The 16,438-nt window shown below is 64.5% G+C and carries 15 protein-coding genes and 2 pseudogenes; 12 read left to right on the forward strand and 5 right to left on the reverse strand.

Translation table 11 applies throughout. The features are described from left to right. Positions 1-490 (reverse strand): cupredoxin domain-containing protein (locus tag JaAD80_RS16200; RefSeq protein ID WP_180979447.1); only part of this gene is annotated, 490 nt, incomplete at its 3' end. A gap of 150 nt (positions 491-640) precedes the next feature. On the opposite strand from JaAD80_RS16200, the gene norR reads away from it, so the two are divergent. Next, positions 641-2,197 carry a nitric oxide reductase transcriptional regulator NorR gene (gene norR / locus JaAD80_RS16205; RefSeq protein ID WP_102295494.1) on the forward strand — a complete coding sequence of 519 codons (1,557 nt, stop codon included), beginning with the start codon at positions 641-643 and terminating at the stop codon, positions 2,195-2,197. 13 nt (positions 2,198-2,210) lie between these two features. Here the strand turns inward: norR and JaAD80_RS16210 are convergent, their stop codons facing one another. Beyond that, a complete protein-coding gene (locus tag JaAD80_RS16210; protein WP_102295476.1) occupies positions 2,211-2,552 on the reverse strand; it encodes a cytochrome c in 342 nt (113 codons plus the stop codon). A gap of 11 nt (positions 2,553-2,563) precedes the next feature. Beyond that, positions 2,564-2,893, reverse strand: a complete 330-nt coding sequence (locus JaAD80_RS16215; RefSeq protein WP_102295477.1) for a cytochrome c — start codon at positions 2,891-2,893, stop codon at positions 2,564-2,566. Positions 2,894-3,125: 232 nt separating this feature from the next. Here JaAD80_RS16215 and JaAD80_RS16220 point away from each other — a divergent pair, with 232 nt between their 5' ends. The 8 genes and pseudogenes from JaAD80_RS16220 (at position 3,126) to JaAD80_RS16250 (ending at position 12,690) form a co-directional block, all read left to right on the forward strand. Further along, complete coding sequence (locus JaAD80_RS16220; RefSeq protein WP_102295479.1) at positions 3,126-3,995, forward strand: MoxR family ATPase; 870 nt, start codon at positions 3,126-3,128, stop codon at positions 3,993-3,995. Between the two features lie 9 nt (positions 3,996-4,004). Continuing rightward, positions 4,005-4,655: a GNAT family N-acetyltransferase gene (locus JaAD80_RS16225; protein WP_102295480.1), complete on the forward strand. Its 651-nt coding sequence runs from the start codon at positions 4,005-4,007 to the stop codon at positions 4,653-4,655. Continuing rightward, positions 4,649-5,818, forward strand: a complete 1,170-nt coding sequence (locus JaAD80_RS16230) for a VWA domain-containing protein (protein ID WP_102295482.1) — start codon at positions 4,649-4,651, stop codon at positions 5,816-5,818. Before JaAD80_RS16225 ends, JaAD80_RS16230 begins: the two co-directional genes overlap by 7 nt. 308 nt (positions 5,819-6,126) lie before the next feature. Beyond that, positions 6,127-7,314 carry a cation:proton antiporter gene (locus JaAD80_RS16235; RefSeq protein WP_180979448.1) on the forward strand — a complete coding sequence of 396 codons (1,188 nt, stop codon included), beginning with the start codon at positions 6,127-6,129 and terminating at the stop codon, positions 7,312-7,314. Beyond that, entirely contained in the window at positions 7,315-8,445 is a 1,131-nt protein-coding gene (locus tag JaAD80_RS16240) for a YbdK family carboxylate-amine ligase (protein ID WP_102295486.1), read from the forward strand. 367 nt (positions 8,446-8,812) lie between these two features. Next, positions 8,813-9,295, forward strand: a pseudogene (locus JaAD80_RS31530) (sigma-70 family RNA polymerase sigma factor); the annotation flags it as partial. Between the two features lie 3 nt (positions 9,296-9,298). Beyond that, complete coding sequence (locus tag JaAD80_RS31535; RefSeq protein WP_258003027.1) at positions 9,299-10,129, forward strand: FecR family protein; 831 nt, start codon at positions 9,299-9,301, stop codon at positions 10,127-10,129. Between the two features lie 95 nt (positions 10,130-10,224). After that, positions 10,225-12,690: a TonB-dependent receptor gene (locus JaAD80_RS16250; RefSeq protein ID WP_102295495.1), complete on the forward strand. Its 2,466-nt coding sequence runs from the start codon at positions 10,225-10,227 to the stop codon at positions 12,688-12,690. A 9-nt stretch (positions 12,691-12,699) separates the two neighbouring features. Here the strand turns inward: JaAD80_RS16250 and JaAD80_RS16255 are convergent, their stop codons facing one another. Then, the gene (locus JaAD80_RS16255; protein ID WP_102295489.1) at positions 12,700-13,779 is read right to left on the reverse strand and encodes an alginate lyase family protein; all 1,080 of its coding nucleotides are present in this window, start codon (positions 13,777-13,779) and stop codon (positions 12,700-12,702) included. Beyond that, positions 13,776-14,771: a gamma-glutamyl-gamma-aminobutyrate hydrolase family protein gene (locus JaAD80_RS16260; RefSeq protein ID WP_180979449.1), complete on the reverse strand. Its 996-nt coding sequence runs from the start codon at positions 14,769-14,771 to the stop codon at positions 13,776-13,778. The genes JaAD80_RS16255 and JaAD80_RS16260 overlap by 4 nt, the downstream gene beginning before the upstream one ends. Positions 14,772-14,989: 218 nt before the next feature. Between JaAD80_RS16260 and JaAD80_RS16265 the strand changes: the two genes are divergently transcribed. The 3 genes and pseudogenes from JaAD80_RS16265 to JaAD80_RS16275 form a co-directional block, all read left to right on the forward strand. Beyond that, positions 14,990-15,289, forward strand: coding sequence for a hypothetical protein (locus JaAD80_RS16265; RefSeq protein WP_258003026.1), 300 nt, complete (start codon positions 14,990-14,992; stop codon positions 15,287-15,289). Continuing rightward, the gene (dapA, locus tag JaAD80_RS16270; RefSeq protein ID WP_102295492.1) at positions 15,286-16,323 is read left to right on the forward strand and encodes a 4-hydroxy-tetrahydrodipicolinate synthase; all 1,038 of its coding nucleotides are present in this window, start codon (positions 15,286-15,288) and stop codon (positions 16,321-16,323) included. The genes JaAD80_RS16265 and dapA overlap by 4 nt, the downstream gene beginning before the upstream one ends. A gap of 10 nt (positions 16,324-16,333) precedes the next feature. Next, positions 16,334-16,438, forward strand: a pseudogene (locus tag JaAD80_RS16275) (cobyrinic acid ac-diamide synthase); the annotation flags it as partial.

Below are 16,438 nucleotides of genomic sequence, written 5' to 3' on the forward strand. Positions count from 1 at the left end.
CCGCATTGCCGGCGCCAGCGGCCGTCGGCGCGGCCGCTTCGGCCAGCGGCGCGCCGCTCACTTCCAGCTTGCCTTCCATACCGATCTGCCGGTGGCCGGGAATCGAGCAATAATAGGTGAACGTGCCGGCGCGCGTGACCTTGAAGCGCACGGTGGTGCTGCCCGTATTGGCGCTGAATTTGCTGGACGCGACATGCAGTTCCGGGATCAGAAAATCGTGCTCGGCGCCTTCGCCGCTTTTCAGCACGAGTTCCAGCGTGTCACCGGTATTGGCCGCCAGCACCGGATTGACCTGGCCCTTGGCATCGATGAAGACCATCTTGCCATCGACAATATTCGTTTGCAGTTCATAGCGCTTGAGCGTGGCGGCGGTGGCGGAAACTGGCGCGCCGGCCTTGGCGGCGGCTGTCGGTGCCGCCAAGGCGGACAGGGGCAAAGCCAGCACGCAGATGGCGGCGGCGATAGCGCTAAGGGTAGGTATCGTTTTCATCAAGCATTCCTTGTTCTTGTATGCCGGTTCGGCCTACTTGGCTACGCAAGCCACATGCCAGGAAAAACTTGTTTTAAATCAACGATTTGAAAATCGCATGGTCATAATGACCCCGCTGAAACAGGGTCCGTTGTACCCTGCATGGTCATGATGACCACCACCGCCATCCACCTGCTGCTGCTCACCGACCTGGTCGCCGACCTGCCCGTGGCCGTGCGCCTGCAGCGCCTGGTGGGCAGCCTGCGCGCGCACTTCGGCTGCGAAGCCGTGGCCTTGCTCAAGCTCGATGGCGAACACCTGCGCCCGGTGGCGATGGCAGGCCTGAGCAGCGATGCGCTGGGACGCCGCTTCGCCATCGCCGACCATCCGCGCCTGGCCGCCATCCTGCAACGACGCGGCGTGCTGTGCTTCCATCACGACAGTGCCCTGCCCGACCCGTATGACGGCCTGGTCGCCGAGCGGGCCGGCGAGCCGCTGCCCGTGCACGACTGCATGGGCATGGCGCTGGATCTGGAGGGGGAGCGCTGGGGCGTGATCACGCTCGACGCCCTGCGCGTAGGCACCTTCGATACGCAGGCGCAGCGTGCACTGGGCGAACTGGCTTGCGCCATCGAGGCGGCCGTGCGCGTCACGCGGCTGGAAGCGGAAATCCGTGCCCTGCGCCTGTCGGGCGGCGCGGTGGCGCCGAGCGCGGATGCGCAGCATGAGGACAGCGATTTCGTCGGCCAGAGCGGCGCCATCACGCAGTTGCTGCACGAGCTGCGCGTGGTGGCCGATGCCGAGCTGCCGGTACTGCTGCTAGGGGAAACGGGCGTGGGCAAGGAGCTGTGCGCGCACCGGCTGCACCGCCTGTCGCGCCGTGCCGGCAAGCCCCTGATCCACGTCAACTGCGCCGCCTTGCCGGAATCGCTGGCCGAAAGCGAATTGTTCGGCCACGTGCGCGGCGCGTTTTCCGGCGCCGTCAGCGACCGGCCCGGGCGTTTCGAGGCGGCCGAAGGGGGCACCCTGTTCCTCGATGAAGTGGGGGAATTGCCGCTGTCGATACAGGCCAAGCTGCTGCGCACTCTGCAAAATGGCGAAATCCAGCGCCTGGGCGCGGACCGGCCGCGCCGCGTCAACGTGCGCGTGATCGCCGCCACCAACCGCAGCTTGCGCGAGCATGTGCGCGACGGCACGTTCCGCGCCGACCTGTACCACCGCCTGTCCGTGTATCCGGTGCCGATTCCACCGCTGCGCGAGCGGGGCCACGACGTACTGCTGCTGGCCGGGCGCTTCCTGGAACTGAACCGCGCGCGCCTGGGCCTGCGCAGCCTGCGCCTGTCCGCCGCCGCGCAGGATGCCCTATGCCACTACCGCTGGCCGGGCAATGTGCGTGAACTCGAACATGTGATCAGCCGGGCCGCGTTGAAAGCCGTGATCCGCGGCGCGGACCGCAAGGAGATTGTGACGCTGGAAACAGACATGCTCGACCTCGATGCGCTGGACGCGCCGGCGGGCACGGGCCAGCACGCCGGAGTGCCAGCGCCTGCCGAAGGGGGGCAAATACCGCTATTGACCATGCATCAGGTGGTGGAAGCGAGCCAGCGGCAGGCGATCCGCCACGCGCTGGCCCTGCATCAGGACAACTGGGCCGCCGCGGCGCGCCAGCTGGGGCTGGACGCCAGCAATTTGCACAAGCTGGCGCGGCGGGTGGGCCTGAAAGCCTGAAGCGGCGCTACCGTCAGCGGTGCGTCACCAGGGTGCCGGGCAAGCTGTGGAAGTAGGCGGCCAGGTCCTTGATGTCCTGGTTGGTCAGCGGTTTTACCTGGCCCGCCATGATGGCATTGTTGCGGCCGTTGGCCTTGTCGCCCCGCTTGTAGGCGGTCAGCGCATGCTCCAGGTAGTCACGGTGCTGGCCTGCCAGCTTCGGATAGGAAGGGTCGATGGGCGAGCCGTAATCCTTGCCGTGGCACGTGGCGCAGCTGTATTTTTCCGCCAGGGCCTTGCCGGTGTTGATATTGCCGGCGGCGCTGGCGCCGAACGAGACAGTGGCGCACACCAGGGCGGCGAGTAGTTTTTTCATCTGGCTAGTCCTCAGTTCGACTTGGCTTGTTGCGCATAATAGGCGGCGACGTCGGCGATATCCTGGTCCGACAGGCTGGCGGCGATCCCCTTCATGCTGGGATGCTTGCGGTCGCCCTTCTTGTAGGCTTGCAGCGCGTTCTCGATGTATTTGGCGGGCTGGCCGCCGATCATCGGCACCTGGAAGACTTCGGGGAAGGTCGCCTTGTAGCCCGGGATGCCGTGGCAGCCGATACACATTTCCACCTTGGCAGTGGCTGCCTTGGCGTTTCCTACAATGTCAGCCGCAGTGACGGCATTGGCGATGCCGGCAAGCACGAGAAGTGCAAATATTTTTTTCATAGTGGCAAAGTGAACAAAGGTGATCGGAGAAACGCCAGAGCTGGTTTTTTTTGATTTTATGTGTTGACTTTAAATGTTGACAATTAAACTGTTAATTGCCGATTCTAACCAAGATGTTCTTGCAAGTCCACTCACAAAAAATCCACTGTCGCAGGCGGGCACAGGCCGCCCGCGTGGCAGTGCGCCACAGTTCTGTTTATACTTGTCCTTTCCCTACTTTGGCAGACCGCTCATGCAAGCACAGCACCCCCAGCAAGGCCAACGCTTTGAAGGTTCCGACAGCTATGTCGCCACCGCCGACCTGAAACTGGCCGTGAATGCGGCGCTGACCCTGCAGCGCCCGCTGCTGATCAAGGGCGAGCCCGGCACCGGCAAGACCATGCTGGCCGAGGAAGTGGCGGCCGCGCTGAACATGCCGCTGATGCAGTGGCATATCAAATCGACCACCAAGGCGCAGCAGGGCCTGTACGAATACGACGCCGTCTCGCGCCTGCGCGATTCGCAGCTGGGCGACGAGCGCGTGCGCGACATCCAGAACTACATCGTCAAGGGCGTGCTGTGGCAAGCCTTTACGGCGCCAGAACCGGTGGTGCTACTGATCGATGAAATCGACAAGGCCGACATCGAATTCCCCAACGATCTGCTGCGCGAACTCGACCGCATGGAATTCTATGTGTATGAAACGCGCGAAATGGTCACGGCGCGCCACCGCCCGCTGGTCATCATCACCTCCAACAACGAGAAGGAATTGCCGGACGCCTTTTTGCGCCGCTGCTTCTTCCATTACATCAAATTCCCGGACAAGGACACGATGGAGCAGATCGTCGCCGTCCACTACCCGCACCTGAAACAGGAATTGCTGGCGCAGGCGCTGCAAACCTTCTACGAGGTGCGCGACGTGCCGGGCCTGAAGAAAAAACCGTCGACGTCGGAATTCCTCGACTGGCTGAAACTCCTGCTGGCCGAAGACATTCCTGCCGAAGCCTTGCGCAGCAAGGACAGCAAGACCATCGTGCCGCCCCTGCACGGCGCACTGCTGAAGAACGAACAGGACGTGCACCTGTTCGAGCGCCTGATGTTCATGTCGCGCACCAACCGTTAAGGCGCGGCGATGACCGACATCAGCCCGGACCAGGTCTTCGTCCCCCTGGAACTGCACGGCATCCGCCTCGAAGCGCTGGCGCCGCACCACGCCCCCGGCCTGCGCGCGGCGGCCATGGATGGCGCGCTGTGGAATCTGCGCGTCACCTCGGTGCCCGAGCCGGACCAGGTGGAGCAGTACATCTTCAAGGGCATCGAGATGCGCCCCTCGCGCTTCGCCTTTGCCGTCATCGACACCGCCAGCGGCGAGGTGCTGGGCACCACCAGCTACCATGACGTGGTGCCTGCCATCGGACGCCTGGAAATCGGCTACACCTGGTACGCCAAACGCTGCCAGCGCAGCCACGTCAATACCACCTGCAAGCTGTTGTTGCTGACGCACGCCTTCGAGACCCTGGGCTGCGCGCTGGTGGGACTGCGCACCGATAACTTCAACCATGCCTCGCAGGCGGCCATTGAGCGCCTCGGTGCGAAGAAGGATGGCGTATTGCGCCACCACGCGCTGCGCCGCGACGGCACCGTGCGCGACACGGTCATGTACAGCATCACGCGCGGCGAGTGGCCGGAAATCGCCGCCCATTTGCGCTACAAGCTGGCGCAGCGGCCCATCGCCGCCCTGCCGCGCGCCGGCGACGCCGGGATACAGGAAGCATCATGCTGATCGACTTTTTCTTCACCCTCAAGGATGCGAAGATTCCCGTCTCCATCAAGGAATTTTTGACCTTGCTTGAGGCGCTGCAAAAGAACGTCATCGGCGCCTCGATGGATGATTTCTACTATCTGTCGCGCCTGACCCTGGTCAAGGATGAAGCGCATTTCGACAAGTTCGACCGCGCCTTCGGCCAGTATTTCAAGGGTGTCAACGCGGCCTTCGACACGAATGCGGCCATTCCGCTCGACTGGCTGTTGAAACGCATGCAGCGCGAGCTGAGCGAGGAGCAAAAGGCGCAACTGGAAAAATTCGGCTACGACAAGCTGATGGACCGTCTCAATGAGCTGCTGAAAGAGCAGAAGGAACGCCACGAAGGCGGCAGCAAGTGGATCGGCACGGGCGGTACCTCGCCGTTCGGCAATGGCGGCACGAATCCGGAAGGCATCCGCATCGGCGGCAAGGGCGGCAACCGCACGGCCGTGAAAGTGTGGGAAGCACGCAGCTACCAGGACTACGACGGCGAGCGCGAACTGGGCACGCGCAATATCAAGGTGGCGCTGCGCCGCCTGCGCAAATTCGCGCGCGAAGGCGCGGAAGACGAACTGGCGCTCGACGCCACCATCGCCGCGACAGCCAACAACGCGGGCTATCTCGATATCAGGATGCGTCCCGAGCGCAAGAACCGCATCAAGGTGCTGATGCTGTTTGACGTGGGCGGCAGCATGGATGACCATATCGAGCGCACGGAAGAACTGTTCTCGGCGGCGAAGACGGAATTCAAGAACATGGAATTCTTTTACTTCCATAACTGCGTCTATGACTATTTATGGAAAAACAACCGGCGCCGCAACGCCGAGCGTTTTCCCACCTGGGACGTGCTGCGCAAGTATCCGCCCGACACCAAGCTGATTTTTGTCGGCGACGCCACCATGAGTCCGTATGAAATCCTGCATCCGGGCGGCAGCGTCGAATACAACAACGAGGAAGCGGGTTCCACCTGGCTGGCGCGTTTTACCAGCGCCTTCCCGAAATTCATCTGGCTCAATCCCGAGGCGGAAGGCTTGTGGCAGTACCGCCAGTCCATCGGCGTGATGCGGCAATTGATGAACGACCGCATGTTCCCCCTGTCGATCGACGGGCTGGAACGGGGCATGCGCTTGCTCAGTAAATAAAAGCGCGCAACAAAAAGTCCATGGCGGCCTGCCGCCGCCATGTCGTACACTGCGGTAGAAACAAGCGTGCGGAGCATCTCCGCCGCGGGCGGCGCGCCAGCGATACTGGCCCGCCCCGCCCTGCTGCATCTTGTGGCCGGCGCGCCATGGCCGTGGCACTGTTCGATTGCGCACATCGTGCGCGCCATCTGCTCCGGTAGAATCGGCGCAACGCGCTGCGCAAACAATGCACCATCGCTGCACCACGCCGTTGCCGCGCCAGCCTCCATGCTGCCGGCCGGTGCCAGCGCAATTTCAAAGGAATGAGCATGCAAAGTCTGATCTCGATCGCCGCCGACCTGTCCTGGCCGTTCGCCATTACCCTGGCCTGGGTCATCGGCGAATTCGGTCACCGCTGGACTGGCCTGCCGCGCATCAGTTTTTATGGCGTGATCGGTTTCATCCTGGCGCAAACCCAGGTCGGCATCCTGCCGCAGACGGATGCCGGCCCCATGCTGGTGCTGGCCGACGTGGCCTTCGGCCTGATCCTGTTCGAGGTCGGCTACCGCATCAACCTGCGCTGGCTGAAAAACAATCCCTGGATCGCCGTCACGGGCCTGGTCGAGTCCTTCCTGACCTTTGGCGTCGTCTACTTCATCGGCATCGAATTCGGCTCGACCTCGATGACGGCGCTGCTGCTGGCATCGCTGGCCATGTCCACCTCGCCAGCGACCATCATGCGCGTGATTAACGAGGAACGCAGCTCGGGCCAGGTGACGGAACGCATCGTCCACCTGACGGCCCTGAACTGCGTGCTGGCCGTCTTCATGTTCAACATCATCGTCGGCTTCTGGATGTTCCAGAGCTCGACGGACATGATCGAGGCGATCAGCAGCAGCGCCGCCGTGCTGGCCGCTTCCGTGGCCGCCGGCACCGTCTTCGGCATCGTCGTGCCGGCCATGCTGCGCCGCCTGGGCAACATGGCGCAGGACGCCACCGTGGCCTTCGCCCTGTCGGTGATGCTGCTCGTCGCCCTGACCTACACCACCAGCCTGTCGCCGCTGCTGGCCACGCTCACCTTCGGCCTGGTGGCGCGCCACCGCCGCGTCGCCTTCAGCCAGGCCCAGCGCAACTTCGGCGCCATGGGCGAATTGCTGACGGTGCTGCTATTCGTGTACGCCGCCTCGACCCTGGAATGGGCCAGCGTGACTGCCGGCGCGGGCCTGGCCCTGGCCGTCGTCGGCGGCCGCCTGCTGACGAAAGTCGTCGGCGTGGCCGCGTTCTCGCATGTCAGCGGCATTTCCTGGCGCAAGGGCGTGCTGACGGGCGTGGCGCTCACGCCCGTCTCCGTCTTCATCATCCTGTTGCTGGAACACGCGCGCCAGCACGGCGTGAACTTCGGCGACGAATTGAATGCGCTGGCCGCCGTCACCCTGGGCCTGGAACTGGTCGGCCCCGTACTGGTGCAGCGCGTACTGATGCTGGCAAAAGAAACCCACGAAATCAAGGAGCGCTAAATGCCGCTGGAACCCTTTGGCCAATCGGCCGCGCTGACTTTCGGCGTCGAACTCGAACTGCAGCTGGTGAACCTGTCGGACTATGACCTGACGGCCGCCAGCCCCGACCTGCTGCATCTGCTGAACAAGAAACCGTTCCCCGGCAACGTGACGCCGGAAATCACCGAGAGCATGATCGAGATCAATTCGAGCGTGCATACGCATCACGGCCCCCTGCTGGCGCAGCTGCAGGAAATCCGCGACACCCTGATCACGGCCGGCGACAAACTCAATATCGGCATCGCTGGCGGCGGCACGCACCCGTTCCAGCAATGGTCGTCGCAAAAGATCTTTTCCAAGCCCCGCTTCCAGGAAATCTCGGAACTGTACGGCTACCTGGCCAAGCAGTTCACCATCTTCGGCCAGCACGTGCACATCGGCTGCGCCTCGGGCGACGACGCCATGTTCCTGCTGCACTCGCTGAACCGCTACATTCCCCACTTCATCGCCCTGTCGGCGTCCTCGCCCTACGTGCAGGGGCGCGACACCCTGTTCGACTCGGCCCGCCTCAATTCCGTGTTCGCGTTCCCGATGAGCGGACGCGCGCCGTTCACCCTGAGCTGGGAGCAGTTCTCCAACGAGTATTTCGCCAAGATGGAGAACACGGGCATCATCAAGAGCATGAAGGATTTTTACTGGGATATCCGGCCCAAGCCGGAATTCGGCACCATCGAGCTGCGCGTGTGCGACACGCCGCTGACGGTGGAACGGGCCGCCGCGCTGGCCGCCTACCTGCAGGCGCTGTGCCGCTACCTGCTGGAACAGAAGGAAGCGCCGCCGGTGGAAGACGATTACCTCGTCTATAACTACAACCGCTTCCAGGCTTGCCGCTTCGGCCTCGATGGCGCCATCACGCATCCAAAAACCTACGAGACCATGTCGCTGCGCGAAGACATCATGACCACCCTGCGCAAGATGGAACCGCACGCCGAGGCGCTGGGCAGCACGCAAGCCCTGAAGCACCTGTCGGACGTGGCCAAGCAGTGGAGCGACGCGCAATACCTGCGCAAGCAGCGCAATGTGCAGGGCAGCGCCGAGGGCATGGTCGATTCCGCGATCCGCTGCTTCCGAGGCGAACCGATGAATTACTGACGCTGCACAGCATGCAAACGTACGCCGCGTAATCCGACAGCACCACCGGCCGGGCCAACAATGTTGTCGGATTACGTCCTGCGGACTAATCCGACCTACGCTTTGCAGGATGCTCAGCCTCAAGACGTAGAAACGTAGGTTGGATTAGCGGCGCAGCCGCGTAATCCGACAAGCCTCGCCAACGATGTTGCCGGATGACGGTCCTGCGGACCTCATCCGGCCTACGCGCTCTTCAACCCAAAAAACCACACCGCGCCGCCCCCGGCATTTACAGCCACCTCCCCTGCTTGTTACAATAAGTGAGAATGATTCTTATTATTGTTTAAAAACACCAGTCCACCCGGACCGGCCATGCAAGGGGAATGCGATGCCGCTGGCAGAGCCGCTACACCGCCAGGACATCGCGACACTGTACGCCGACCACCACGGCTGGCTGCAAGGCTGGCTGCGCAAGAAGCTGGGCAGCACCGCCAGCGCGGCCGATGTGGCGCACGATACATTCCTGCGCCTGCTCGACCGCGAAGACGCTGTTGCCGCGCGCGAGCCGCGCGCCTTTCTCGCCACCGTGGCCCAGCGCGTGCTGTTCAACCATTACCGCCGCCAGAAACTTGAACAGGCTTACCTCGACGTGCTGGCGCAGCTGCCGCCCCGGCATGCGCCGCCGCCCGAGGAACGGGCCTTGCTGCTTGCCACGCTGTTTGAACTCGACCGCATGCTCGATGGCTTGCCGCCACCCGTCAAGCGCGCCTTCTTATTGCGCCAGCTCGACGAACTGCCGCAGGAAGACATCGCGCGCCAGCTCGGCATCTCGCTGGCGACCGTGAAACGCCATTTGCAGCGGGCCGGCAGCGCCATGCAGGCGTGGCGGCAGCTGCAGACGCAGCATGAACACCTGCCGCCCGCGACGCACGCCACCCTGCTGCGCGCCTGCGTGCAGGCGAACGCGCCGCGCCGCCACGCCGTCAAGACCCTGGCCCTGCTGCTGGCTTGCGGCGCCTCGCTGTATGCGTTTGAACGCCGCACTCCGTGGCGTAGCTGGACGGCCGACTACCGCACGGGCGTCAACCAGCGCCGCGTCGTGACCCTGGCCGATGGCACGCAGCTCACGCTCAACACGCATAGCGCGGTGAATGTGGACTACAGCGGCGCGCAGCGCCAGATTCAGCTACTGGCCGGCGAAATCTTCATCGCCACCGGCAAGGATGCGGCGCAGCGCCCCTTCTTCGTCGGCACGCCGCACGGCAGCCTGCAGGCGCTGGGCACGCGCTTCACGGTGCGCCTGCACGATGGCTATGCGAGCGCCGGCGTGCTCGAAGGCGCCGTCGCCGTGCTGGCCGGTGACGGCGGCCAGCGCCTGGTGCTGCATCCAGGCGAAGGCGCGCATTTCGACAGCGGCAGCTCCCACCGCCAGACCCTGGCGCCATATGGCGGCGCCTGGCTGAATGGCATGCTGGTGGCGCGCGACATGCGCCTGGACGATTTCCTCGCCGAGCTGTCGCGCTACAGCGACCATCCGCTGGGCTGTGCGCCGGCCATCGCCGGCTTGCGCGTCTCCGGCTCCTACCCGCTGGCCGACGTTGACGCCATCGTCGACGCCGTCAGCGCCAGCCTGCAACTGCGGCGCAATACCGTCACGCGCTTCTGGGGCCGGCAAGTCGTCAGGATAGAACTGGCGGCGCACTGAACTAAATTTTCTGCAAAGTGAGCTGTTTCGGCGTGCTCGCGTGACCTGGAAGATAGGCAGTCTCCATCTTGCGCAATCACGAAAGGTTTTATTCCATGCATCACGCTTCGCGTTCCCTCCTTACCCGCACCGTCCTGGCCTGCGCCCTGTCGCAGATCGGCATGGCCCTGGCGTTGCCCGCGCTGGCCCAGGCACAAAGCCAGCAAGTGCGCGTCTACAGCATCCCGGCCGGTGCGCTGGGCGACGTGCTGACGCGCTTCGGCAGCGACAGCGCCATTTTGTTGTCGTTCTCCAGCGAGTCCACGCAAGGCTTGCGCAGCGCCGGCCTGCAAGGCAGTTATGCCGTGCACGATGGCTTCCGGGTGCTGCTGGCCGGCAGCGGCCTGCAAGCCGTGCCGCAGCCGAATGGCGGCTACCTGCTGCAGAAAATCCCCACCAGCGCTGCCACGGCGGACAGCCGTGGCGTGGCCGTCATGGGCGGCGTCACCGTGGTAGCGGCAGCCGAGCGCAGCGCCGTCACGGGCGGCACGGGCAGCTACACGGGCGGCCCCGCCAGCGGCGCCACGGGCCTGGCCCTGACGCAGCGCGAAACACCGCAATCGCTGACCATCGTCACGCGCCAGCAGATGGATGACCAGAACAGCAATGCCGTCTCCGACGTCATGAAGAACGTCAACGGCGTCAACGTGCAGAACTACGACAGCGACCGCTGGAGCTTCTGGGCGCGCGGCTTTGCCGTCACCAATTTTCAGTACGACGGCGTCTCGGCCATCTATGACGGCGTGTACGACTGGGGCACGACCAACAGCGACATGGCCATCTACGACCGCATCGAAGTGCTGAAAGGCGCCACTGGCCTGATGAGCGGCTCGGGCGACCCGTCGGCCACCGTCAACATGGTGCGCAAGCGCCCCACCGCCGAATTCGCGGGCGCGGCCACCCTGGGTGCCGGCTCGTGGGACAACTACCGCGGCGAAGTCGATGTCTCCGGTCCCTTGAACGCCAGCCGCACGGTGCGCGCCCGCCTGGTGGGCGCCTACCAGGACAAGCATTCCTACCTGGACCGCTACAAGCAGCAGAAATCCGTCGCCTACGGCATCATCGAGGCGGACCTGACACCCGTCACCCTGCTGACGGCCGGCTTCACGCACCAGGACTACAAGCCGCGCGGCTCGACATGGACAGGTTTCCCCGTGCTGCTGGCGGACGGCTCTCGCACCGATTTCCCCACCTCGTGGAACCCGGCCACGGGCTGGAGCCGGCGCGACATGCAAAACACCACCCTGTTCGCCGCGCTGGAGCACACCTTCGCCAACGAATGGAAAATCAAAATCAACGCCAACCAGCTGCGCAGCAAGCATGACAGCGTGCTCGGTTCGGCCAGCGGCGGCAATCCCGACCCCGTCACGGGCGAAGGCGCGTATTTCTTCATGGGCAAATACAAGGGCGACCGCCGCCAGAGCACCGTCAATGTCGACGCCAGCGGACCATTTACCGCGTTCGGCCGCCGGCATGAAGCCATGCTCGGCTACTCCCATTCCAGCGCGAAGCAGGACGGTCCCGTGTATGAATCAATCTATCCGCCTGTAGAAGGCAGCTATTTCGACTGGCGCGGCCAGTACGCGGAACCGGCATTTACCCGCCTGGGCAACGATAACGACAGCACGCGCCAGAGTGGCCTGTACGGCGCGCTGCGCCTGCGTCCCCTTGACGCGCTGTCCGTCATCGTTGGCGCCCGCGTGAGCAATTATCGGCAGGACCAGGACCGCACCTTCTTCGACAGCGGCACGGCGCGCATCCAGTCGCGCATCGAGGAAAACAACGTCATCACGCCATATGCCGGCATCGTGTATGACCTCGACAAGACCTGGTCCCTTTTCGGCAGCTATACCAGCATCTTCGCGCCGCAAAGCAACCGTGACGTGAACCGCAATTTTCTCGCGCCCGTGCGCGGCAAGGGTGTTGAAACGGGCGTGAAGGCTGAATTTCTCGAGGGCAGAGTCAACGCCAGCGCCGCACTGTACCAGGTACGCCAGAGCAATGTGGCCAGCTATGTGGGCAGCGTGAATGGCGAAGAAGCGTACCAGGCCATCGACGGCATCACCAGCCGCGGCGTGGAAGTGGAAGTGACGGGCGAAGTGGTCAAAGACGTGAAACTGAGCGCCGGCTACACCTACGCGCACATCCGCGACGCCGATGGCAAGCAAGTGTTTTCCACCATGCTGCAAACCACGCAGCCGGCCCACCTGGTGCGCGTGCAAGGCAGCTGGCGCCTGCCGGCGTCACTGGACAAGATCACCGTGGGCGGCGGCATCAACTGGCAGAGCGGCTACTACGGCAATATCTGGAATCCGGCCATCGAGGACTATTCGCGCATCGAACAAGGCAGCTACGCCCTGGTCAACCTGATGGCACGCTACGAGATCAGCAAGAACGTCACGGCCAGCCTGAATGTGAACAACCTGCTGGATAAAAAATACATGACGGGCCTGGGCCTGTTCCAGACCGGCTTCTATGGCGAGCCGCGCAATGTGATGTTCACCCTGCGCACGAAGTTCTAGGCCAGCCCCCTAGTCCCGGTACAAGGCCAGCGCCCAGGCTGGCGGGCGCAGCTCCAGCGCCAGCGGCAAGTAGGCGGGATCGAAACGCGCCGCCAGCAGGTACACATTGGCGGCGCCCTTCGCTTCCCAGTTCCCCGTAAAGCCCTTCTCGCCTGCCGCCGCCCGCTTGCGGTCGAACGGCACGGCGCTTTTCGCGAATTCCTCGTGCGTCTTTTTACCCTGCGCATACGGCGCCAGCCAGGCCAGCGCCTCGGCCAGGCGTTGCGCTTCCGGCGCGCCATACCAGTCGTCGCCGTGCGCCCGCGCCATCAGCGCCGTCGTCAGCAGCGGCTCCAGGCTGTAGGTGGTGTAGTGCAGGGCGTCGCGCTGCTCGAAATCGAAGGGCACGCCGCCGGCACCGATATTGCGCGGCACATGCGCCAGGAAGCGCTCCTTCGCCCGCGCGATCAGCAGCGCCTCGCCCGTGACATACGCGGCGGCCGTGCCGATCTTGATGCGGTGGCTATGCCAGTTATTGCGCGCCGTCGACGGCCCGCCCACCTTGACCGGGTCGCTCAGGTAGCCCTGCGCCAGGGTGCGGCAAAAAGCCCGCACCTGTTCACGCTCCACGCCATTCAGGCGTTCCTGTATCAGGTCAAAGCCCATCAGCAGGCTGGCCAGCTCCGTCTCGTCGACGGGGCTGAACGAGGGCTGATAGCCGCTGGTCCAGGCCAGCGCCAGCCGGCGCGACGCCTCGAAATGGGGCATCTCGCCCGACAGCCGCCAGGCCAGCGCCTGCAAGCGCGCCTGGCGCCAGTCTTCCTGCGCCTGCTGGCTGGTCTCGCGTCCGCCTTCGCCTTTCAGCAAGCCGCCCGTGCGTACCTCGGCCATCAGGTGCACGGGCCGCGCCGCATCCTTGCGCGCCGCCTTGCGCACCTGTTCTGCGACGGCTGGCTCCACCCGAGCCTTCAGCGTGCGGGCGCGCAGAGTGGAAGTCAGCGCGAACGCCAGCGCGTCATCGCGCTGGCGTGGCGCCGCGCGCAGCCCCGTGAAGGGTAGCGCCAGCAGGGCAGCCAGCACGCTGCGCCGATGGATCAGCAGCGCACTCAAAAGCGCGTCTCGCGCGCCGCGCGCAGGAAGTTATCCAGGATGGGCGTGCAGTCGAGCAACTCGACGCCGCCCGCCGAATGGAATTCCGGGTGCCACTGCAAGCCCATGACAAAGCGCGCGCGCTGGTAGCGGATGGCCTCGACGATATTGTCGCCCTGCGAATACGCTTCCACCGTGATGTCGCGTCCCAGATCCTTGACCGACTGATGGTGGATGGAATTGACCAGCGCCTCACCCGCCTTCGGGAACATGCCGGCCAGCGACGAGCCTTTCGGGAAGACGACGGTATGGCGGTGGCGGTCGTACAGATCGTTGACGTGCGAAGTGGCGCCTTCCACGTCCGAGGCGATGTCCTGGTACAGGGTGCCGCCGAAGCCCACATTAATCAATTGACAACCGCGGCAAATGCCCAGCACGGGTTTGCCCGCATCGACGAATTCGTGCAGCAGTTCCAGCTCGTACAGGTCGCGCGCGCGGTCGCCGCTCCATTCGGGCCGCGTGGCCGTCTCGGAATAGGTCTGTGGCGAGACATCGGCGCCGCCTTGCAGCACCAGGCCGTCCAGGTGGCGCGCATAGTGGCGCAGGGTGATGTTAGACGGGTGTAGCAGGCCGCTGGTATTGACGGTCGGGATCATGAACACCAGCACGTCGCGCGACATGACCCACTGGGCGATCGACTCTTCCAGGTACTGCAAATTCTTGCTGCGCAGGCCAGTGGCGCCCGGCTCCGGGTGGAAAATGCGCGCCGAGATGCCGATGCGCAGGGTGCGCCGCATGAAATCGCGGCTGGCCTTGTCCCGCATGGAACGGTAGCGCGAGGAGATCACCCGCCAGGCCAGCGCCAGCGGCGTGTCGTTATCCTTCAGGTAGCGCGGCGCGGCGTCGCGCGCGCGGTGCTCGTCATCGGGTGCCCGGCGGCCCACCCGGTCTGGCCGTGCCGGCGCTGCGGGATCGGAGGAAGGAGGAAGCTGGGGATCTTTTTCGTCTGACATGGCGGGGCTGACTGAAAGCGGAGACGTTTTCAATATAAACCCCTGCTTCCAAAAGCACGATTCAATTTTGTAACAAAAGCATACCCGCGGGGCATCCACGCAACAGCCGGGCACCGGGCGCATACAGCTTGTTTACGCCAACGGCCGCGCTTTTTAGAGCATCTTTACGCCCCCGCTGCTAATCTTGAACGTACCTCAACCACCGCTGCAAAGCCGCCATGGAAGCCCACTCCCGCCCGACCACGCAACAAGCACTGCCCCACCGCCATCCCCGCCTGCCCGTTTTCCTCATGCATATCACCGTCGACAAAGCCTGCCTGGCACAGCTGCGCCAGCTCGTCGTACAGACCTGCGGCACGATGCTGTCGTTCATGCGCATCGAGGCCGTCGACCATGCCGAACGCATGAAAGTCTGGCTGTGCGTGACGGAACCGGCCCTGCGCATGACCATGGATGCCGTCATGCGCCTGTTGCCGGCGGCGGAATTTGGCCGCATCAGCCAGGGGAAATCCGCATGAACCAGCATGCCTGCGACCACGCCATGTCCTCAGCGCGCATCACCGCGCACTTCCAGGGCATCTGGGTGCCGATGGTCACGCCTTTCCGTGACGGCGACGGTGAACTCGATCTCGATGCGGCCCAGCAGCTGGCCAGCGACCTGGCCACCAGCGGCATCGATGGCCTGGTCGTCTGCGGCACCACGGGCGAAGCGGCCATGCTGGCAGCGGATGAACAGAGCATGCTGCTAGATAGCGTGCTCGAAGCCGTCGGCCCACGCTTCCCCGTCGTCATGGGCGTGGGCGGCAGCGATACGCGCCAGGTCGTCGCCACGGTGCAGCGCTACAACGACCACCCGCTGGCGGGCCTGCTGATCTCCGCGCCCGCCTATGTGCGCCCATCGCAGGACGGCATCGTGCGCCACTTCCAGGCCATCGCCAACGCCACCGACCAGTCCATCGTGCTGTACAACGTACCGGCGCGCACGGGCGTCAATATCTCGCCGGCCACGGCCGCCCTGCTGGCGCGCGACTCGCACTTCGTCGCCATCAAGGAAGCGGGCGGCTCGCTGCAGCAGTTCGCCGAACTGCTGCTCGAGACGCGCCTGGACGTGCTGTGCGGCGACGATGCCCTGCTGCTGGCCAGCCTGTCCATGGGTGGCCATGGCGCCATGTCGGCCGCCGCCCAAGTGCGGCCCGACCTGTATGCGCAGCTGTACCACCTCGTCAGGCACGGCCGCCACGGCGCCGCCGGCGCCCTGTTCAAGGCCATGCTGCCCGTCATCCGCCTGCTGTTTGCCGAACCGAATCCCGCTCCCGTCAAGGCGGCGCTGGCCATGCAGGGCAAGATGCACAACGCCTTGCGTCTGCCGATGACGCCCATGTCTTCCGCCGGCCAGGCCGCCTTGGCCGATGCGCTGGAGCAGCTGATGCAACTGCCCGTGTGGACGGCCGCCGACAAGGCGGCGCCGCACGAAGGCTGTCTGCTGCAGCTGGTCTCCGCCGCTAATGTCATGCCAGCCGTGCGCCAAGATGATCATCGCCATCACGGATGAACGGGGCGGAATGGAAAAATCCATCCTGGCCGGACGGCTGGCCGCTTCGCGCGCGCTGGCCGGACGCAAGGTGCTGCTGCTCGACGCCGATCCGCGCCAGGCCGCCCTGGCGCAA

Origin of the sequence: Janthinobacterium sp. AD80 (genome assembly GCF_002878455.1) — a bacterium.
GTDB lineage: Bacteria > Pseudomonadota > Gammaproteobacteria > Burkholderiales > Burkholderiaceae_D > Janthinobacterium.